This window comes from Chelativorans xinjiangensis (genome assembly GCF_009812055.1).
Classification (GTDB): Bacteria; Pseudomonadota; Alphaproteobacteria; order Rhizobiales; family Rhizobiaceae; genus Chelativorans; species Chelativorans xinjiangense.
This window is the reverse complement of sequence record NZ_WQNH01000001.1, coordinates 370,235-390,511: the sequence shown is the minus strand read 5'-3', so window position 1 is coordinate 390,511 and position 20,277 is coordinate 370,235. Positions and strand designations below refer to the sequence as shown.

The window sequence follows — 20,277 nt, the reverse complement described above, 5'->3', positions numbered from 1 at the left end:
GCAGTCATCGCCAGGCCTCTCGATTCCAGATGAGTCATGTCGCCCTCGCACTACAGTTGCGTTTCCCGTTGCGCCCCGTCGCGCCCCCGGCCGGCTTCCAGTTCCTGGCTCGCGCCTGCGCCTCCTCGATCTGTTCGGGCGTCATCGTCGTGGTGAGGCGGTCGAGGGCGGCCTTGGCGCCGGGGTGGCTGCGCTCGTTGGCCAGGTTGTAGTAAAGATGCGCGCGCACGGGGTCGGCCGCCGTGCCCTCGCCGTTTTCCAACATCTCGGCAAAGCTGAACAGCGCCACGGGATTGCCGAGAGAAGCCCCCTTCTCGAAATATCCGAGCGCTTTCTCGGGGTCCTGCTCGGTTCCAGTGCCGGTTCGCAGAAGGACGGCCACCATGTTGCGGGCGCCCGTATGGCCGCTTTCGGTCGCTTTCTCATAGTTGGCGAAAGCGGCGGCGGGATCCTTCTCGCGGCCCGTGCCCTCAAGGGAGAGGCCGGCGCAGTTGAACTGGCCCTCCGGGTTGCCGAGGTCGGCGGCCTTGCAGATGAGCTCGGCGGCGGCGGCGAAATCCTGGCGCACGCCCTCGCCGCGCAGATGCATGAGGCCGAGCCGGTTCATGGCCGCGGCCGAGCCCTTCTCGGCGGCGGCGATATAAAGCGCCCGCGCCTTGGTGAGGTCCGGCGCGAAGCCGACGCCGAGCTCCACCATGCGGGCAAGATGGAAGCCCGCCTCGGCATCGCCCGCGTCGAACCCTTCGGCGAATTTTTCCGCCGCCGCGGCGAAATCCTTCTTCTCCAGAAGGACCTTGCCTTCCTCCAGCGCGTCGGCATGGGCAAGGCCCGGCCCAGTGGTGGCGAGGGCCGCCGCGATTGCCAGCCTCCGCAGGAGCCCGGTCATCTCTTTCTTTCCTGGAATATGAAAATGCATGAGCCAAATCCTTTTCAGTCAAAAAACCTTCAGGCGCAGGTTGAAGAACAGCTCGCCGGTGGCGTCGCCGTCGGTCGTCTTGTCGTCGTGGGCAAGGCGGAACGCGTAGCCGACGTCGTAGCTGAATGTCCGGCCGCCATAGCGCACGCCGAGCCCGGCGGAGACGCGGTAGCCGGTGATGTCGTTGGCGTTGTCGTGGCCGAGGCCGCCGTCCAGGAAGACGTAAGGGTTGACGCGGGAAAGCACCGCGCGGGCCCATTCGGCGGACGCCGTCTCTCCCTTGACGAGGAGTTGCGAAGGTACGGCGAAGGCGGCCTCGTTGCGCCAGACAAAGCCGCTGTCGGCTTTCATGAAATCCTTGGAGTACCCGCGCACGGTCTCCACCGAGCCGATCGTCATCTGATCATTCGACAGGAGCGGGCGCTCCGTCCATTGCCCCTTGAGGGAGGACGACAGCGAGGCCGTCTGCGGAATGGTGTAGGTCGCGGTGAGTTCGCCGTCGAGCTTGGCGAACTGATAGCGCGCCGTGTCGGAAGCGGCGTCGTCCGGGTCCCGGTTGGCGTTCAGGATCGGCAGGCCGACCGTCACGCCGAGACGGCCCGACACCGAGCCCTGCTCGAAAAGACGCGTGTAGGTGACGCCGGTGGCAAGGGTGGTGACGCGCTGCTCGTCCAGTCTCAGGCCGCCGATGTAGCGGTTCTCTTCGCGGTGATCGAGGGTCAGGTCGAGCGTCGTGCGCGCCGTCTTGGTGTTTTGCACCGTCCAGTAGACGCCGGCGGAGGCGCTCCACATGGTGTAGTAAAACTCCGTCAGGCCATCGAGCTCCGTCGTGTTCTCCGACCAGGTGCCGCTGCCCGTGAACGTCAGGCTGCCCACCGGAACGGAAACGCTGCCGGACAGCTCATTGCTGTCGACGTCGCTGCGCAAGGTCGCCGACCAGCTGTCGTTGATGCCGATCAGATTGTCCTTTTCGGCCGTGATGCCGAAGCGCCGGCGGTCGATGCCGGAGGCCGACTTGTTGTCGTAGCCGGCGTACAGCCGGAACGTGTCCTCGACGCGGTTCTCGATGGTGACCTTCGAAGTGGCGGACACGCGCCCGGGCGCCAGATCCGCCTTCGCGTCGTGGGAGGACACGCTGTTGAGCGCATCGAGCGTGCCCTGAAGCGCGTCGAGCTGCAGGACATCGCCGTCCTCGACGGTCCTTGCCATGGCGATGCGCGCCGACGGCGGCAAAAGGGCGAAGCGGTCGAGATCGTCGTCGACGGCGTCCCACCAGTCCCCCGCTCTCCCGACGAGATCGCCGGGGCCTTCCGCCTTGAAGAGCCGCGAGGTGCTGTCGGCCATGCGCGGCAGGAACCACCGCCAGGGCTTGTGCTTCTCGATATAGACGATCTCGTCGACCCGGCCCGGCACGACGCGCAGGGTCAGGGTCCTCGTGGCGGCGATGTCCTGCTCGGGCAGCCAGGGCTGGGTGGTGACGAACCCGTTTTCCGCGTACAGCCCGCTGACGGCTTCCAGAAGGCCGCCGACGCTGGTGTTGCCCTGGCAGGAAACGGCGTGCGGCCTGACCGCCTCGACGATTTGTTGGCGCGTCACCAGCGTGTGATCGCCGGCGATCTCGATCGTGTCGACCGGAAAGCACGGCTCGGCCGCCCCTTCCCCGTCATCGGCAGCCGTCCCGCCGGTGGGGATGCGGATCGGCTCCGGCTCGCCCTCCGCCGCAAGCAGCCCCGAAGCGCCCGGCGCCTGCTGCCCCGCGGGGACGATGGCCTGTGCCAGCGCGCCATCCCAGGCAAGCGACGCCAGAACGGCGGCGAGGCCCACCGGCCAGTGCCGGCGGGGCTCCCACGCCTTCGCCAATGTCCCCCAGCGTTCGCCAGCCTCCATCTAGTTTCCGCTCAACTTGCGGAAGAGGCCGATAGGGTCCTTGCCGAACGGCAGGTCCCTGGACGGCGGGGCGACGATCTCGACGCCGCTCGGGATGATGATGTCTTCCTGCGCGTCGAGGATGCCGGCGTCGACCTTGACGGGCTCGACGGCGTCGATAAGGAGGCTGCCCTCAGGCACGGTGAAGACACCGCCCAGATCCTCCGTGCCGATCCAGGCCGAGGATCCCGACCAGAAATTGTAGAGGCCGGGCGGGCGGGTATGGATGCTCGGCACCCGCAGGCCCGTAAGTGTCACCTCCGGGGCCGACAAAACGGAATTGCGAAGCCCGGTCAGTTGCCCGCCCTTGTTGTCGATGCGCTCCCCGGCGCTGAGGAGGATGTCGCCGTCGGCGTTGAGCCGTCCGCCCACAAGGCTCACGTCGGACGAGCCGTAGCCGACGCAGGTCAGGCGGCAGGTCTTGGTGAAGCGCAGGGATCCGCTGGCGGTAGCCTCGTTCAGGATCGAGGATCCCGCAGCGACGGTGAGCGACCCGCCCGTCGTGCCTTCCGGAGCGCCCTCGTCGGGGATGTCGGCGTTGATCGAGCTGCCGCGGTTGATGACGTCGCCGCCGGCCTGCAAATCGACATCCAGCCCCACGATATAGGCTTGCTGGTCCTGGACCCGCGGGTCGCCATAGGTGACGCTGATCGTCTCGGTGCGCTCGCGCTCCAGCCACAGCGTGTACCATAAGCGCTTGCCGCGCCTCGTCTCGCGCTTCCATTCGCCGATCGTCTCGCCCGGCGCCACCATGTCGGTCACGTTGGCGATGTTCCCGCCGGCCGACACATGGGCCGTGGCGTTGGACAGAAGCCTCCCCGTGTCGTTCGTCACGTTTCCGTTTGCCTGGACCACGAGGTCGTCCACGGAGGAAAAGACGATTGCCAGTTGCTCGGCATTCTCCGTCAGGAGATCGATGTCGCCCGCCGCCCGCAGCGTGGCGCCGCCGAGCGAGTTCGCGTCGGCGGCGTTGCGGCTCCTGCCCTGCATCAGGACGCCCGTGTTGGAAATGCCGCCCGAGGTCGCGAGCAGCGTCAGCGCGCCGTTGACGGCCTCGATCGTCGCCTGCTCTTTGCCGGGCAAGGAGGAGGAGGCGATGGATCCCGCCGTGATGCGCACATCCTTCGCCGCCTTGATCGAACCTTTCGTCGTCACCTTGCCGCTGGCGTCGATGATGAAGTCGCCGCGCGAGGCGAGCCCGCTTCCGGCATGGCTGACGCCGGCGCCCCGGTTGGTTGCCCGGATGCGGACCCTGTTCGCCTTCAGCGAACCGCGCGAGGTGATCTCGACCGCCATGCCGTCGTCTGCCGTGCCTTCCTCGGTCACCTCGCCCCAGTCCTCAAGATCGGAGATCGGCAGGATGGCCGAATCGTATTCCACGCGGCTTCCGCCGGCCAGGAGCCGCACATCCGCCCGCTCGTTCTCCGACGTGTTCTCGACCGGCCCGTCGACGCGGATGCGCCCGGCGATCAGCTGCAGACTGGTCATGGCACCGGCAAGCCCGCCCCCTCCGACGTCGATCCGGCCGCCACCGGTGTTGAGAACCACATTGTCCTGGGTGAAGCCGGGTGCGGTCGGCCGGGCAACGATGGAAGGGCGCCCTGTCGAAAGCACGACGCCGCCCGTGTTCTTGAAGCTGGCGCCGTCGACCGAGATGCCGTTGGGATTGGCGAGGATCACATGCGCCCGCGCGCCCAGGACCTCCAGGGGGCCGTTGAGGTTGGAAATGCGCGAGGAGGTGACCTCGTTGAGGATGGTGCGGGCGTTGACGCTCCTGTTGTCGAGGTTCACCCCCGCCGGCGCGACTGAGAAGCGCGAATAGGTGTTGTGGCTGATCCCCGCGGTGTTCGGGGGCGGGGCAATCGACACGTTGGCGGCACCGGAGACCGGATCGGTCGTCACGCTCGTCGCGGTGCCGCCGTCGGGCTCCACCTGGGCCCGCGCCATGCCCGCCAGGAAAAGGCCGCAGCACAGGGCCGCGCAACGGAAGCCGGGTCTGAAAGTCACGGTTTTTTCTCCTTGGCCGGCGTGTCGCCGAGCACGCAGGGCTCCACCGCCGCCCTGTCCTCGCCGACGACCCAAAGGAAGTCGTGGGCCGCGCGGTCGGCGGGCGTTATCGCCTCGTTCGTCGTGAAGGCGCCGATGCTGAGCGTGGTGCTTTTCGGTCCGCCGGCCGACCCGCTGGCAAGGACGGCATGAAGCGAGCGGTCCTTGCGGCTGTGCCCGCGCCCCACCTCAAGCAACACCGCGCCGCCCCCCGCAGCGGCGACAAGCGCCGCATCGGCAATGGAAAGGTCGCGGCGCACCTGGTGCAGCCCGAGGCGTTCGGCCTCCTGCGGCGAAAGCAGCCCGCAGTGAGCCGCGTGCATGGCCGCCCGCCAGTTCTCGAGGATCGCCTCACTGCCCTCGCCGAGGCGCTGCAGCAGGGCTGTCCGTTCCTCGCGCGTCAGGTCGCGCGGCTGGCTTTCGCGCGCCGGCAGGTCACCGCCGTAGAGCGGTACGCGCAGGCCGAAGGCCCGGCCGATCAGCGGCAGCCAGCTGTCGAAGGGCGGCCAGCCGCGCTGCCACCATTTGAGTTCCGCGCCGAGGCCGGCCGCGTTCTCCGGATGCGCCCGGCGCCAGCCGTCGATCGCATCCTGGTCGTCGCGCGACAGCATCTCCATCACCAGCACCACCGGGCGCCTGTCCGCCGCCATGGCGCTCAGGACGCAGGCCGAGGCCTCGGCGTGCGCACGCACCCCGTGGCGCTCGCCGAACAGCACGAAGCCCGCCTCGGCAAGCTCCGGCGCAAGCGACGAGAAATCCATTTCGACGCCGGTCGCCGCGCGTACGATCCGCCCTTCCTCGCACCGGGCGTATAGGCCGGGCTCGGCCAGTGCCGGGCCGACCGCGCTCGCCGCCAGAAGAAGGAGGAGGACTGGCGCCGCCTGCAACCATGCGCATGTGTTTGGGGATATCTTTCGCTGCACTACCGTTCCGACCTTAAAAATCAACGCGTTCAAAATTTACAGACAGAATTCACAGGTGATTCAATTTTGCTCCGCGAGCGCCTCCAGACCGGCGGTTATCCCCTTCAGCGATACCTCGACGGGGACTTGGCTCGCCTTGGAATCCTTCATTGTCACGGACAGGACATTGCCGCGGCGCAGTCCCGCCAGAAGTGGCCCTTCCAGCGCAAATCCGGCGTGGCATCCCGAAATGTTGCACGTCTCGAAGGCGGCCCGCCTGGCACCGCCGCCATCGATCCGCAGTTCCAGGCCGGCCGGCAGATAGACGTTCAGCGGCGTCGAGATGATGGCGATCGGCTTGTTCTCCTGCATCACCACGTTGAACAGGAACACCACGTCTTTGCCCTCGTTCACCGCCTGCGCCTGCTGCAGCCGGCATGCCCCTTCCGCCTCGGTGGCTGCCGACGCCGCGGCTTCCCCCTCTGCCGGGCAGACCAGTTCCCAGTCGTCGAACCGCGTCGAAGCAATAGCGGCGGGAGCGAAAATCGCGGACCCGGACGCGGCGGCCGATGCAACGAGAATGAATGTCGATAGGTGTGCGCGGAGCCGAAGATACGGCGGGAGACAGTCTTTCATCTCAGCAGCCTAAGTGCCATTGGCCGCGCAACGCACGTCCATTTCGCCTAGCCCCGCGGGCCGCTATTTGCCAGACTAGCGTCGCATAAGCAAGTGTTGATGCGAACAAAATTCAATTTATGCGAGTATTCTGAAAAAGCCCCTCACACGATTCCCCACGCCCGATAGCGTCCGCGGCCGGTCAGTTCACGCACGCCGAGCTCGTCGATCAGGTTCAGCGCCGCGCGTTGGGTGACCTTCAACTCGGCGGCGACGAGACCGGCCGAGACCATCGGGCGTGACAGGATCAGCTCTGCGAGCCTCGGCAGGCTGGAGTTGCGGCGCTTGCCTTTCAGCCGCCGCTCCATCTGGGCGGCCGCCAGCTCCAGCCGGTCGATCTCCTTGGCGCCGGCCAGTGCGGCCGTGCTCAACGCTTCGAGGAAGGCCAGGCAGCGTGTCGCCCGGTCGCGGCTCTGCCGGCGTTCGCGCGAAATGTCGCGCAGGCCCGCCGAAAGCCCCGCCAGATGGGCGCCGGTCTTGCCGCTCTTGCGCAACAGCGCCGCCACCAGGAGGTTGCCCAGCCAGCGCTGGCGTTCCAGCGGCTCGATCCGCTCCCATGCCTCCCAGGCGAGGAAGGCGGCCATGACGGGGGGCAGCGCCTCCGCCTCGGCCCGGCGCACCACGGTGAGCCATTCACCCAGAAGGGCGGTCTCATCCCGGTCAGGATCGCGCATCAGGGCGCCGAGCGCAGCTTCGCCGGCCTCCGCGAAGCCGCCCGAAGCGGCGGGCGCCGGCAGCGGCCACGGCGCCGAGAGCGTGTCGGCACCTTGAACCGCACCCTTTTCCGCAAGCGTCCGGCCGGCGCGCGCCAGCACGGCGTCGATCTCCGCGAATTCCTCGGCCAGCGGCTCCGGCTCGTCGTCCTCCCGCGCACGCTCCGCGTGTCCCGGCGCCTCGGCCGGCATCACCGGCGGGGGAGCCCCCTCCCCTTCCCGCGCGACGAGCACGCCCAGCCCGGCCGGCGAGAGCGCCCAGTCCGGACGGTTGCCGGCAATGCGCCGGCGGGCACGCAGGACGCCATGGGCGCGGGTGATCTCGTGGGTCGGCGCGCGCACGTCCATGCGCCCGTCATGCAGAACCAGGTCCTCCACATGGACCAGCTCGCCCGCCAGCCACAGGGCGGCGGCGGCATCAGTGAAGTGCTGCCTCTCGACAAAGCCGGGCCCCTGATTGCTGCGCGCCACCCGCTCGTCCAGCCGCGCCAGCAGATCCTCGGCGCGGACCAGCGGCTTAAGCAACCCATGGCTCGAAAGATCAAGCGAATCATGCCCCATAGAGGGACACTTAGCATATTATCATACGGAAGTTATCTCGGCCTTTTCTTCCGCTCGTCGGGATTTGCGTTTTTGAGGCAACGGCACCGGTCTAAGCGGCGGCATCACGGCAAACGCGGTCGAGATGTGCCGTCGCGTTCATCGCTGCTGCGGGTTCAACCCTATGGCGCAGTTCGTGTTCGAACTCAAGCATCGACCCGCGCTCTCCGCCCCTTTCGCAGCCGTGCCGAAACCAGCGCGCTCAGCATCGGCTTTGGCGAGAACCCGCCTTCCTTGGCGCGCTTTGCCAGGTCGCGCAGATATGCGCCGGGGGACTTGAGCTCGTCCGCCCGCTCCAGCATTGCCGCCGCCACGATGGCTGCGTTGACGTCTCCCATGGCTCGCCGCGCCTGCAGCCATGTCTCGCCGGAGATGCCCAGCATGGTACGCACGAGATCGGCTGCCTTGGCAAGATCGTGCCAGCCCCGAATGCCTCCGGGGACGTAATCGCCGATTTGCGGACAGGCGGAGAGGACCGAGGTAAGGGCGATGTCCGGCGCGTCGGGTAGCGAGCGTTGACAGCTGTCAACTTTTAGGGACGAAGCGCTGCGCGCGCGGTCGGCGAATTCAGGAAAATCCCCTCTATTTTTAGAAGAGTCTTCGGATTCTGAACTCTCTATATGGCGCTCATTTTGCGCGTCATTGGCGCTCACTTTTCCGTTTTTCGATAGCGTTTCCATGGGCTGGGCCGCAGAGTTGACAGCTGTCAACTCCGGTGCCTCCTCGGGCTCCGGCGTTCCGGAAAGCCACTCGGTTTCCACCCGCGCACGCAGCGTCACCAGGTGGTCGCGGCGCGCCTGAAGCATCTCCATATCCGTGTTGCGGCCGAGCCGGCCGGAAAGCGCTTCCAGCTCCTGCCGGAGAGCGGAGAAGGCATCTCCCCTGCCCTCCTCCTCCGCGGCCCGCAGAATGGCCGCCACGTCGCGAAGGTGGATGGTGATCTCGCTCCTGAGCGTGCGGACGGCCGCTGCCCGGCGACGGGCCTCCGCGGCCAGCCGCTCGATCTCGGGCGCGCGCACGGCAAGCGCCGACAGGTCGAAACCGAAGGCGGTCTTGATGCGCCCTTCCTCATCGCGGCAGGCGTAGCGCTTGCCGTTGGCGCTATCGCGCCGCAGGACGAGGCCCTCCTCCACCAGGGTGGCCAGATGGCGGCGCAGGGTAGCCGGCGCCATGCCGCGCGTGCGCAGCGACAATTCGGCATTGGACGGAAAGACGACCAGCGGCCGCCCGACGGCAAGGGTGCGCTCCGGGCGGAAGCTCACCAGCGCTTCCAACACGATGATGGTGCGGTTGGAAAGCTTCAGTGCCGTGCGCGCCTCGGTGATGGCGCGCAGGAGCTTCCACTTGTCGGGGCCGCTCCCTTCTCCGCGCTCTCCGTTGGCAACTGCAGCCGTGTGGCCGGCCTGGCTCTTCCGGCGTGCCCGCAAAACCTGCTCGTTGAGGGCAAATTGCGCGCGCACCAACCCCTTCCCGCCGAATGGCGAGACGGCAAATCTCTCCGACATGGCTCCTGCCTCTCAAAAGGCAAGAAAAAGACGTCACCGGAGCACGCCGATGCTTGACATTACCGGTCGGAAGTGATTCTTTCAGATTGCTACATCGAAAGGGGCTTCCGGAATGGCGACGTTCTGGGGGCCTTTTTCTTGCGCGGTTTTCCTCTTTCCGTTGGTCCTCGTTTCACTCCATACGCACCGTGGCCAGAGCCACGGCGATCCTCAATCCGTCCTGTCGGCCTTGTCCTCGGCAAAGCGGGCGGCAAGCTCCGGCAGGCGCTCGGCTATGTAGCGGGCAAGGCCCGGCTCAACCGTCTCGTCGAATTCGAGCTTCGGCTTCTTCCCCTCGCTGAGCCGGGCGAGCACCCTGCCCTTTTCGTCGGCGATCTGTTGGGGCGCCGGCTTGCCGGGCCGCTGCGATCTCGAAAGCCGCGCGGCGCGCTCGAAGAGCGAGCGGAAGCGCTCGTCTGTCGGCAGTTTCAAGAAGCTCTCGGAGGTGACCAGATCGTCGGCGATGACGGCGGCCGATTCCCGCTGCAGGTACTCGGCCAGCGCCATCCAGCGCTCGCGGCCGGCCTTGGGCGCCGGGCCGATGCCCTGCGCCACCCGCTCCGGCACGGCGTCGGCCACGGCCAAGAGCCGCGTGATGTCGGCCTTGTGGACGGACAGCGCGCGCTGGGCGATGGCGCGGTCGAAACCATGGCGTATGAGCGACTTGGCGAAGAAGGCGCGCTCGATGAAGGAGAGGTTGCGCCGCTCGCTGTTTTCCTTGCCCTGGGCGAGCACCAGCTCCTCGTCGGCGAGCTGGCGCACGACGGCCTGCACCGGGATTGCCAGCCGGGCGGCGGCACGCACGCGGCGATGACCGTAGGCCACCTGATAGCGGCCGGCCTTCTCGGGATGCGGGCGCAGGAGCACCGGCACCTGCTGGCCGCTCTCGCGCATGCTTTCCACCAGCACCTCGAAATCCTCCTCGCCCGTCTCCTCGCCGGAGAGCCGGTCGCGCACGGGCGAGGGGTCGATCAGCGCGGTGTCGACCGCCACCATGTGCTCGCCCTTGGCGAGGGTATCGCGGATCGCGCGCGCCTCGTCGATCTCGCGCGTCACGCCGTCGAGCGTCAGCCCCATCGCCTTGACCGCGCCCGAGGCGCTGCGGGGCGGGCCGGCCTTGGTCGGCGAGGGAAAGGATTTCGTCTCCGGCGCGCGGCCCGTCTGCGGGGCCGCGGAGGGCGCTTCCTCTCCGGGCAGCGGGGCGCCGCCGAACAGCGCCTTCAGATGGTCCTTGCGCTTGCTCATGCGCCGCCTCCCTCGCCCCGGCCCCAGGCTTCGATGATGAGGCCCTCGATCTCGGAGTTGACAGCTGTCAACGCTTCCATCGCCCGGTCGTAGGTGGAGCGGGTGAAGCTGTCGCGGCCGACCTCGTAGAGCGTCTGCTTGGTCAGCCCGGCGTCGGAAATCGCCGTCGATTTCACCATCGGCGCCGTCAGCACCCGCTCGCCGAACTGCGAGCGCAGGAAGCCGACGATCTGCGTCTGCGGCCCGTCGTTGGGCTCGTAGCGGGTCACCAGATAGCGCAGGAAATCGAAATTGAGCGTGCCGCCAGCCGACCGCACCACCGACAGAAGGTCGGCGGTCATGAAGAGGAACTGGCTCATGGAGGCCACGTCCAGCATCTGCGGGTGCACGGTGACGATGACCGACGTGGCCGCACAGAGCGCCGACAGCGTCAGGAAGCCGAGCTGCGGCGGACAGTCGATGACGACCACGTCGTAATCGTCGGCCACGGTGGCAAGGGCTGCCTGGATGCGGGCGAAGAAGAACTCGTCGGCGCCGCTGCCGACCTGCCGATCGGCCAGCATGCGCGGCGTGGTGTGCTCGAACTCGTGCAGTTCCAGATTGCCCGGCACGATGTCGAGGCCGTCGAAATAGGTCTTGCGGATGATGTGCGAAAGCGGCCGCCGCTCCTCGTCATAGCGGATGGCGCCGTAGAGCGTGTCGTTGCCGGAAAGGTCGAACTCCGGCTGATAGCCGAAGAGCGCGGAAAGGGAGGCCTGCGGGTCGAGGTCGACGGCCAGCACCCGGTAGCCGGCGAGCGCCAGGTGCTGGGCCAGATGGGCGCTGGTGGTGGTCTTGCCGGAGCCGCCCTTGAAGTTGGTGACGGCGATCACCTGCAGGTGCTCGGTATCGAGATCCCGCCATTTCACGTAGGAGCGCGCCTTGGCGAGGTTGCCCTTGGCGCGGGCCTGCTCGGCCAGATACCGGCGCAGCGCGTTGATGTCGGCGAGCGAATAAAACCGCCTGCCACTGGGCCCCGTATCCGGCTGCGGCCCATCGCCGGCGATGGAAAGCTGGCGCAGATAGCCGTCGGAGACGCCCACGAGCTTTGCCGCCTCGCCGCTCGAAAAGGTGCGCAGCGACTTTTGCGAGGAGGGCGGGAAGACCCGGTCGCGCAAGGCGCGAAGCTGCTCGGAAAGCAGCGCGGCGTCGGCGGCGATCCGCTCGTCGGCCGCCACGCTAACGCTTATCGTCCGGTCCACCGCGTTGTCCAACATCGAACTCCCTTCGGGCGCACGGCCCATCCCTGGCTCATCGGCGGCACCATGCCCACCGACTGCACATTCTACGCGCACACGAAAGGGCGGGGATAAAATTCCCTCCATGCCGCCCAGCGGACGGCAACCCCTCTACAACGACCGCACCATACCGCGATTCGCCCCCGACGGGCGAGCCGCCTACGCCGGCGGCCGCACATGCTCCTTTTCGAAGCCGTAACGACAGCGATCCGGCATTAACGCAAACAACCCACCATCTCCGGGCCCGGCATACGGTTACGCCCCTGCCGCCAAAACGCGGTTGTTTCCGTAACTATTGGAATGGCGCGTGCCGGCTTCGTCAAGAAGTTTTTGGTTAACAAAGGGTTAACGGCTTCCAAAGGGTGCGGAAGCCTATGAATCCGCTGGCGGATTCGGGCGGGGAGGGGAGGGGCGCTGTCGGATGTCGTCCCCGTCTTCGGCCTTTTCCACTCACTGGGATGAGCGTTGGCAGCGCTGTCGGTGCCGAGTCGCGAGGAGCGAGTCGCGTTCCGTGGGTAAAAGGGTGACGTGAATCGAAAAGTTCGGAGGTGGCGGTGGCCGCGCTGCTCGATTCGGCCATATCCGGGTGAGGAGCAAATCCCGACCAGCGGAAGAAAAGCCTTTGATTACTTCCGTATAATCGCGGCCAATTTTGCACGGCCGCTGCCGACGGATAGCCCGACGTGAAGCCCGCGCGCACATACGGTATGCTTTTTCTCCAATATCGAAAGGCCCCGCCATGACCTCGTTGACCCAGCGGCTTGAATTTACCGGCCACTCCGGCGCCACGCTGGCTGCACGCCTCGACCTGCCGGGCGGGCCGGTGCGCGGCTATGCGCTGTTTGCCCATTGCTTCACCTGCTCGAAGGACCTGGCCGCGGTACGCCGCATCGCCGCGGAGCTGGCGCGCGAGGGCATCGCCGTTTTGCGCTTCGATTTCACGGGCTGGGATCGAGCGAGGGGGAGTTCGCGTCCACGAACTTTTCCTCCAACGTTGCCGATCTCGTCTCGGCCGCCGATTATCTGCGCGAGCACTATCTGGCGCCATCGGTGCTGATCGGCCACTCGCTGGGCGGTGCGGCGGTGCTGACCGTGGCCAAGGACATTCGGGAAGTGCGCGCCGTCGTCACCATCGGCGCCCCGGCCGATGCCGCCCATGTGCTGAAGAACTTCGGCGCCAGCCTGGAGGCGATCGACAGGGACGGCGATGCACAGGTCGATCTCGCCGGGCGCACGTTCCGTATCGGCAAGCAGTTCGTAAAGGATGTGCGCGCCCAGCATATCTCCAAAGCCGTGGCGGCGATGAGGAAGCCGCTCCTCATCCTGCACGCGCCGCGCGACGAGACGGTGGGCATCGACAATGCCACGGAGATCTTCACGGCGGCCAAGCATCCCAAGAGCTTCGTGTCGCTGGATACCGCCGACCATCTTCTCACCCGGCCCGAGGATGCGGCCTTCGCGGCGAGCGTGATCGCCGGGTGGCTTTCGCGCTACATCGTCGGCGACGTGCCGCAGGATCGTGTCGCGATCGAGCACGTGCGCGTCACGGAGCGGGGGAGGGCGCCTTCCAGAACACGGTGCTGGCGGGCCGGCACAGGCTGTTCGCCGACGAGCCGGAAAGCGTGGGCGGGCTCGATTCGGGGCCCTCGCCCTACGACTTCCTGTCGATCGCGCTGGGCGCATGCACGTCGATGACGCTGCGCATGTATGCAGACCGCAAGGGCCTGTCGCTCGGGCGCGTCAGCGTCGACGTCTCGCACGCCAAGATGCACGCCCGCGACTGCGCGGAATGTACGGATGAGGAGCGCGAGGGCGGCGGCAGGATCGACCGTTTCGAGCGCGTGATCTCGGTGGAAGGGGAAGTCTCCGAGGAACTGCGGGACAAGCTGGCGGAGATCGCCGGGAAGTGCCCGGTGCACCGCACGCTGGAGGCCAAGGCGAAGGTGGCGACGGTGGTGGAAGCCGGCGACGGCGGGGCGGGGTAGGGGTGTTCGGCACCTGGTTTGACGCGGGTTTTTCGGATAGCTCGGCGCCCTGTCGCGCCCCCCTCTGTCCTGCCGGACATCTCCCCCACGAGGGGGGAGATTGGCCGTCACGACGACTTTCGCCAATCACCAGCATTGCAGAATAAGTGCCGGACAAGCGGCCGGCCAATCTCCCCCCTCGCGGGGGAGATGTCCGGCCCCTTCGACAAGCTCAGGACAGAGGGGCGCGCGACGGGGTGCCGCGCATATCCATCTGGCCAAAATCTATCTGAAGATAGCTGGCCTGCTCAAACCCGGTGCACATCCGCCAGGGCCTCGAAATGCTCCACCAGCGCCGCGCATTCGGCGCCGAGCTTTTCGCCGAGCGGCTTGATGATCGAGTACTCGAACCGCTCTTCCGCCTCGAACGGCCGCGAGATGCCGCCGAGGCGCACATGGTCCTCCGCCGTGAAGGGATCGATCAGCGCGACGCCCAGCCCGCGCAGCACCAGCGCCGAGATGACGATGGAAAGATAGGCGCGCATCTTCACCAGCGGCGGCCGGCCCATCTTGGCGAAGCGGCGGTCGAAGAGCCGGCCCGTCATGGTGGAATCGACGAAGCTGACGAAGTCGACGCCGGAAAGGTCGTTGAAGGAGACGGTTTCCTTTTCGCCGAGTGGGTGGCCCGCCGGGGCGATGAAGCGATAGGGCAGGGCGCCCGTGCGCACCACGTCGATCTCGAACTTGTGCTGGGTGGGGATGCCGAAGCCGATCTGGCATTGCCTGAGCGCCACCTGGCGCACCACCGGCAGCGTGGTCATGGCGAAGAACTCGGCACGGAACTCGGGCCGCTTGGCATGCAGCTGGGCGACGGCCTGCGGCAGCGCGGTGTGGGCAAAGGCGGGGGCGGCGGCGATGCTCAGGGTGGTGCGCTGTCCGCGCTTGATCTGGTCCGCCGCGCGCTCGATCTGCTTCAGGCCGGTGAAGCTGCGCTCCACCTCCAGCCAGAATTCGTGCGCCTCCGGCGTTGCCACCACGCGCCCGCCGTGGCGCGTGAAGAGGCGCAGGCCCGAGCGCTCCTCGAGCTCGCGGATGAGCCGGCTCACGGCCGGCTGCGAGATCAGAAGCTCCTCCGCCGCGCCCGAAACGGTGCCGGTGCGCATCACCTCACGGAAGGCTTCCAGGGATCGTTGGCTGAGCATGGCGGGGTTCCAGCATCACAGTTGCATGAAATGTCCGTGCCCCTTCGGCAAGCTCAGGGCAGAGGGGGGCGCGAAAGGGCGCAACGAGAAACACGATCGCAGTACCAGAAAGCGGCACGCGCATGCGCGCCTATAAGGTTTCGTGATACTCGCGTAATGATTCCTTATTTGCCTTATAGCAAGGCCACCCATTCACTGACGAGGTTTTTCCGGCTCGTGTGAGGGACATCCGCAGTGGGCGGGACCAAGACCGATATCGCAACTCTTCCGGCAAGGACCGACGTCGTCGTCATCGGTGGCGGGGTGGTCGGCGTTTGCGCGGCCCTTTATCTCGCCGAGCGCGGCATGCGCGTGGTGTTGTGCGAGAAGGGCCGCATCGCCGGCGAGCAGTCGTCGCGCAACTGGGGCTGGATCCGCAAGATGGGGCGCGACCCCGGCGAATTGCCGCTGATGATCGAGAGCGCCCGGCTGTGGGCGCGGCTCGTGCCCGAGCTCGGGACGGACATCGGCTACCGGGTGTGCGGCATCACGTATCTGGCCGATACGGAGGAGCAGCTGGCCGCGCATGCGGCGTGGCTCGAGAAGGTCCGTGCATTCCAGCTCGACACGGCGCTGCTTTCCCCGGCAGAGACCGACGGGCTGCTCGGCCGCGAGGACCGGCGCTTCAAGGGCGCGCTGCACACGCCGTCGGATGCCCAGGCCGAGCCGTCGCTGGCCGTGCCGGCGATGGCGCGGTACGCGGCCAAGCTGGGTGTCACCGTTCTGGAGAACTGTGCCGTGCGCACGGTCGAGCGCGCCGGCGGGCGTGTCAGCGGTGTCGTTACAGAGCGTGGGGAGATCGCCTGCCAGGCGGCGATCCTTGCGGGCGGCGTCTGGTCGCGCACATTCCTTGAAAATCTCGGGCTCGGCCTGCCGCAGCTCGCCGTCAAGTCCTCGGTCTTGAGGACCGCGCCGGCGCCGCAGATCACGCCCGGCGCGCTGGGGGCGGCGGGCGCCTCCGTGCGGCGGCGGCTCGACGGCGGCTATACGATTGCGCGCAGCGGGGCGGCGGAGTTCCAGCTCATCCCGGCCGCCTTCCGGCACTTCGGCGCCTTCCTGCCGGTGCTCAGGCAGCGCTGGCGCATCATGAAGATCAGGGCCGGCCGCGACTTCTTCGGGCCCTTGGGCGCGGTGCGCTGGCGCGCCGACGAGACGAGCCCGTTCGAGAAGGTGCGCGTGCTCGACCCGGAGCCGGACGGCAAGCTGCTTGCCGACGTCATGGCTTCCGCACGGGCATTGCATCCGCAGCTCGCCGAGGCCCGCCCCGTGCAGAGCTGGGGCGGCATGATCGACGTGATGCCGGACGAGCTTCCGGTGGTCGACACGCCGCTCGGCTGGGCAGGACTGCTGATTGCGACCGGGCTTTCCGGCCATGGCTTCGGCATCGGGCCGGGCGTCGGCCTGATGGCGGCGCAGGCCGTTCTCGGCGAGGCGCCGCTGGTCGATCCCGCGCCCTTCGCCTTGTCGCGTTTCGAGCGGAGGGCGGCGGCATGAGCGCACCGGACGTCCTCGTCATCGGTGCCGGCATCACGGGTGCGGCGGCTGCCCTTGCGCTGACTGAAGCGGGGGCGCGGGTGGAGATCGTCGACCGCTACGGGCCGGCGGCGATGGCCTCCGGCTGGACCCTTGCCGGCGTGCGGCAGTCCGGCCGGCACGCCGCCGAACTGCCGCTCGCGCGGGCGGCCGTGGCATTGTGGCCGGAGCTCGACCGCAGGCTGGAGGCCGACACCGGCTATCGCCAGCACGGCAACCTGAGGCTTGCGCGCGACGCGAGGGAAGTCGAGACGCTGAAGGCGCTGGTGGCCGAGCAGAAGGCGGCGGGGCTCGACCTCGCCTTTTTGCCCGACCTTGCCGCCGTGCGCGAGGTGGCGCCGGCCCTGTCGTCCACGGTGCTTGCGGCTTCGTGGTGCCCGACGGACGGGCATGCCGATCCGGTGGCAACGGTTCTGGCCTTTCTCGACCGGGCCGAGCGGCTCGGCGCGCGCGTTTCCATGGGGGAACGGATCCTGCGGCTGGAGGCGGAAGGCGGGCGCATCACCGAGGCCGTCACCGACCGGCGCCGCATCGCCGCCGGCGCGGTGCTCGCCGCGCCCGGCATCTTCGTCAACGCGGTGCTGGAGCCGCTCGGGCTTCAGATCCCGCTGCGCCGGCCGATGGTGACGGTGGTGCGGACGGCACCGTGCGCGCCGCTGCTGCGGCCCGTCCTCGGCGTGGCCAATGCGGACATGGCGGCGCGGCAGGAGGTCTCCGGCCGGCTGCGCGTGACGAGCGGCGCCGAGGTGTGGGCGGGTGCGCTCTCCGAGACCGACAGAGGTCCGGTTGTCCGCCCCACCGCCCGCCGGGTGATGGAAACCATCGACAGGGTGACCGCGGTGCTGCCGGCGCTGGCCGAGGCCGAGGTGGAGAATGTGTGGGGCGGCGTGCTCGACCTGACGCCGGACGCGCTGCCGGTGATCGACCGGGCGCCGGGCTGCGACAATCTGGTGGTGGCGGCGGGTTTCTCCGGCCACGGCTTCGGCATCGGTCCCGTCACGGGACCGCTCGCCGCCGACATTGCCTTGGGGCGCCGGCCGGCGCTGGCACTGGAGGCTTTCCGCTTCGACCGCTTTTCGAAGAGCGCCCGGCAGGAAGCCGAACTCACGCTGCATGGCTGAGACCATGGAGAGGAACGAAAGGGACTAGAAGTGCTCGATCCGAAAGGCCGTGTCGTCATGATCTCCGGCGCCAGCCGCGGCATCGGCCGTGCCATCGCCGAGACCCTGCACGCCAAGGGCTATGCGGTGAGCGCCGGGGCGCGGGACGTGGCGGCGCTCGAAGCCGCCCTTGCGCCGCTCTCCGGCGAGCGGCTTTTATGCGCGCGCTACGAGGCGGCGGACCGGGCAAGCCATGCCGCCTGGCTTGCCGTGACGCTGGAGCGATATGGCAGGCTCGATGCGCTGGTCAACAACGCCGGCACCACCAACACATTTTCCATAGAGGAAGGGGAGGAGGCCGATCTCGACGCGCTCTGGACGATCAACGTCAAAGGCCCGCTCTTCCTCACCCGAGCCTGCCTGCCGCACCTGAAGGCCGCGGGCAGCGGGCGCATCGTCAACGTCGCCTCGCTTTCGGGAAAGCGGGTGCGCAACGACAACATCGCCTATAACATGACCAAGCACGCGGTGATGGCGCTGACGCACGGCACGCGCCGCATCGGTTGGGAGCACGGGGTGCGGGCGACCGCGCTTTGCCCAAGCTTCGTCGCCACCGATCTCACCGCCGGCGTCACCAAGGTAAGCCGCGAGGAGATGATAGAGCCCGGCGACCTGGCCGAGCTTGCCGCCACGGCGATTGCGCTTCCCAACAGCGCGGCGATCGCCGAAATGCTGGTCAATTGCCGGCTCGAGGACACGCTTTAAGGAGCATTCAACGACACGTGCGGACAACAACAAGGAAGAGAGGTGGAACCAATGAGAAAAATGATCGGATTAACACTCATGAGCCTGGCCATGGCAGGCAGCGCCCACGCGGCGGGTGAGACGCTGAATGTCGGCATGGCCAGTGCCGATGCCGGCAAGCTCGACCCGCATGTGGCGACATCGACGCCGGACAAGGGCCTCCTACACTGGATGTTCAACGGCCTGGTGCGCATCAAGCCGGGCGAGGCGAACCCGGCCGATATCGAGCCCGACATCGCCGAAAGCTGGACCTCCTCCGAGGATGGGCTGACCTGGACCTTCACGCTGCGCCAGGATGTCGATTGCCACGGCGACTACGGTCCGCTCGATGCCGAAGACGTGGTCTTCTCGCTCAACCGCGCGGCCGATCCCGACATCTCGGCCTTTGCCGACGGCTACGCGGCTTTCGAAAGCGTGGAGGCTACGGGTGACCATGAGGTCACCATCAAGCTGAAGAACCCGGTGCCGAGCCTGCTCGGCCTGTTGGTGCCCTATCACGGGGGCAACATCGTGTGCAAAGACGCTGTCGAGGCGCTCGGCACGGAGTTCGAGCGCACGCCGATCGGCACCGGCCCCTTCATGTTCGAGGAGTATCAGCCGCAGCAGTATGTGAAGCTGGTGGCGAACCCGGAATATTTCCGCGGCGAGCCGCAGATCAAGGAGATCTTCTACCGCTACATCCCATCGGATTCCTCGCGCGACCTCGCCTTCCAGTCCGGCGAGATCGACATGATCTACGGCAAGCAGGACCAGACCTGGGTGGAGCGCATCTCCGAGGTGCCGGGCACCAAGGTGGCGGTGATGACGCCGGGCGAAATGTCGGTCATCCATCTCAACATGACGATGCCGCCCCTCGACGACGTGCGCGTGCGCCGCGCCGTCGCCCATGCCATCGACCGCGACGCCCTGGTCGAGTTCAAGGGGCCGGACGTGACGCTGGCCGCCGTCTCGCCGGTGCCGGAAGGCAATCTCGGCTACACGGGCGACGTGCCGACCTATGAGTTCTCGGTGGAGAAGGCGAAGGCGCTGCTGGCCGAGGCCGGCCATCCCGACGGGGTGACCATCAAGGCCATCCACACGACGCTGCCCGGCATGCTGACCACCATGGAGGCGGTGCAGGCATTGTTGCGCGAGGCCGACATCAACCTGGAGATCGAGACGGTGGAGCATGCCACCTTCCACGAGCAGATCCGCAAGGACCTGAGCCAGGTCACCCACTATGCCGCGGCCCGCTTCCCGGTGGCCGACGTCTATCTGTCGCAGTTCTTCCACTCCGATGCCATCGTCGGCAAGCCGACCGCTGTCGCGAACTTCTCGCACTGCGATGTGGCCGACGAGGAGATCACCGCAGCGCGCGTGGAGACGGACGATAAGAAGCAGCTCGAACTGTGGGCGGAGGCGCAGCGCAAGATCATGGACGAGGTGTGCGCGGTGCCGCTTGTCCAGAGCCTGCAGCTGTGGGCGTGGAAGGACACGCTCGACCTTGGCGTCGAGGTCAACGGCTCGCTCAACCTGAGCCCGCCGGTGACTGAAGCGGCGCGGTTTAGCGAATAGAGGATGGTGCAGGCCAAACCGGTGCCGTCATCCCGGAAGCTGCAGCGAAGCGGAGGCTGTCCGGGACCCATTCCGGAACGTCGATGTCACGGAATGGATCCCGGCCCTCACTTCGTTCGGCCGGGATGACGGCGGTGGGGTTGACTCAACCGGAGCGCGTCTTGCGCTAAGTGTTAGAAACCGCAAGAAAGGGGGCTGCCCGTTGACTCCAATCAATCCTCCTAAGCCCCTTCGGAA

Annotated in this window: 14 protein-coding genes and 1 pseudogene; 5 read left to right on the top strand and 10 right to left on the bottom strand. The window is 67.4% G+C overall.

Annotated features, from left to right (window positions below; translation table 11 throughout):
• Positions 1-34: 34 nt before the first annotated feature.
• From GM910_RS01760 to repA, 9 genes are all read right to left on the bottom strand, one after another.
• Positions 35-886, bottom strand: a complete 852-nt coding sequence (locus GM910_RS01760) for a tetratricopeptide repeat protein (protein ID WP_159585744.1) — start codon at positions 884-886, stop codon at positions 35-37.
• Positions 887-934: 48 nt separating this feature from the next.
• Positions 935-2,803, bottom strand: a complete 1,869-nt coding sequence (locus GM910_RS01755; RefSeq protein WP_201285382.1) for a ShlB/FhaC/HecB family hemolysin secretion/activation protein — start codon at positions 2,801-2,803, stop codon at positions 935-937.
• A complete protein-coding gene (locus GM910_RS01750; protein ID WP_246225811.1) occupies positions 2,804-4,849 on the bottom strand; it encodes a filamentous hemagglutinin N-terminal domain-containing protein in 2,046 nt (681 codons plus the stop codon). It lies immediately after the preceding gene.
• Positions 4,846-5,775: a ChaN family lipoprotein gene (locus GM910_RS01745; RefSeq protein ID WP_246225810.1), complete on the bottom strand. Its 930-nt coding sequence runs from the start codon at positions 5,773-5,775 to the stop codon at positions 4,846-4,848. The genes GM910_RS01750 and GM910_RS01745 overlap by 4 nt, the downstream gene beginning before the upstream one ends.
• A gap of 96 nt (positions 5,776-5,871) precedes the next feature.
• The gene (locus tag GM910_RS01740) at positions 5,872-6,426 is read right to left on the bottom strand and encodes an invasion associated locus B family protein (protein WP_159585743.1); all 555 of its coding nucleotides are present in this window, start codon (positions 6,424-6,426) and stop codon (positions 5,872-5,874) included.
• A 143-nt stretch (positions 6,427-6,569) separates the two neighbouring features.
• Complete coding sequence (locus GM910_RS01735; protein ID WP_159585742.1) at positions 6,570-7,739, bottom strand: RHE_PE00001 family protein; 1,170 nt, start codon at positions 7,737-7,739, stop codon at positions 6,570-6,572.
• 185 nt (positions 7,740-7,924) lie between these two features.
• Positions 7,925-9,283 carry a plasmid replication protein RepC gene (gene repC, locus GM910_RS01730; protein WP_159585741.1) on the bottom strand — a complete coding sequence of 453 codons (1,359 nt, stop codon included), beginning with the start codon at positions 9,281-9,283 and terminating at the stop codon, positions 7,925-7,927.
• Positions 9,284-9,493: 210 nt separating this feature from the next.
• Positions 9,494-10,567 (bottom strand): plasmid partitioning protein RepB, encoded by a 1,074-nt coding sequence (repB, locus tag GM910_RS01725; protein WP_159585740.1) that lies wholly within the window; start codon positions 10,565-10,567, stop codon positions 9,494-9,496.
• Positions 10,564-11,823, bottom strand: a complete 1,260-nt coding sequence (gene repA / locus GM910_RS01720; RefSeq protein ID WP_159585739.1) for a plasmid partitioning protein RepA — start codon at positions 11,821-11,823, stop codon at positions 10,564-10,566. Before repA ends, repB begins: the two co-directional genes overlap by 4 nt.
• A 760-nt stretch (positions 11,824-12,583) precedes the next feature.
• Between repA and GM910_RS01715 the strand changes: the two are divergent.
• A pseudogene (locus GM910_RS01715) lies at positions 12,584-13,829 on the top strand (bifunctional alpha/beta hydrolase/OsmC family protein).
• 287 nt (positions 13,830-14,116) lie between these two features.
• Here GM910_RS01715 and GM910_RS01710 read toward each other — a convergent pair.
• Entirely contained in the window at positions 14,117-15,010 is an 894-nt protein-coding gene (locus tag GM910_RS01710; RefSeq protein ID WP_159585738.1) for a LysR family transcriptional regulator, read from the bottom strand.
• 234 nt (positions 15,011-15,244) lie between these two features.
• Between GM910_RS01710 and GM910_RS01705 the strand changes: the two genes are divergently transcribed.
• From GM910_RS01705 to GM910_RS01690, 4 genes are read left to right on the top strand one after another with little or no spacing between them, the layout of a single operon-like run.
• On the top strand, positions 15,245-16,543 hold the full coding sequence (locus tag GM910_RS01705) for an NAD(P)/FAD-dependent oxidoreductase (RefSeq protein ID WP_159585737.1): 1,299 nt from the start codon (positions 15,245-15,247) through the stop codon (positions 16,541-16,543).
• Entirely contained in the window at positions 16,540-17,703 is a 1,164-nt protein-coding gene (locus GM910_RS01700) for an NAD(P)/FAD-dependent oxidoreductase (RefSeq protein ID WP_159585736.1), read from the top strand. The genes GM910_RS01705 and GM910_RS01700 overlap by 4 nt, the downstream gene beginning before the upstream one ends.
• Positions 17,704-17,733: 30 nt before the next feature.
• The gene (locus tag GM910_RS01695; protein ID WP_246225809.1) at positions 17,734-18,447 is read left to right on the top strand and encodes an SDR family NAD(P)-dependent oxidoreductase; all 714 of its coding nucleotides are present in this window, start codon (positions 17,734-17,736) and stop codon (positions 18,445-18,447) included.
• Between the two features lie 60 nt (positions 18,448-18,507).
• Complete coding sequence (locus GM910_RS01690) at positions 18,508-20,040, top strand: ABC transporter substrate-binding protein (protein ID WP_246225808.1); 1,533 nt, start codon at positions 18,508-18,510, stop codon at positions 20,038-20,040.
• Positions 20,041-20,277: the final 237 nt, after the last annotated feature.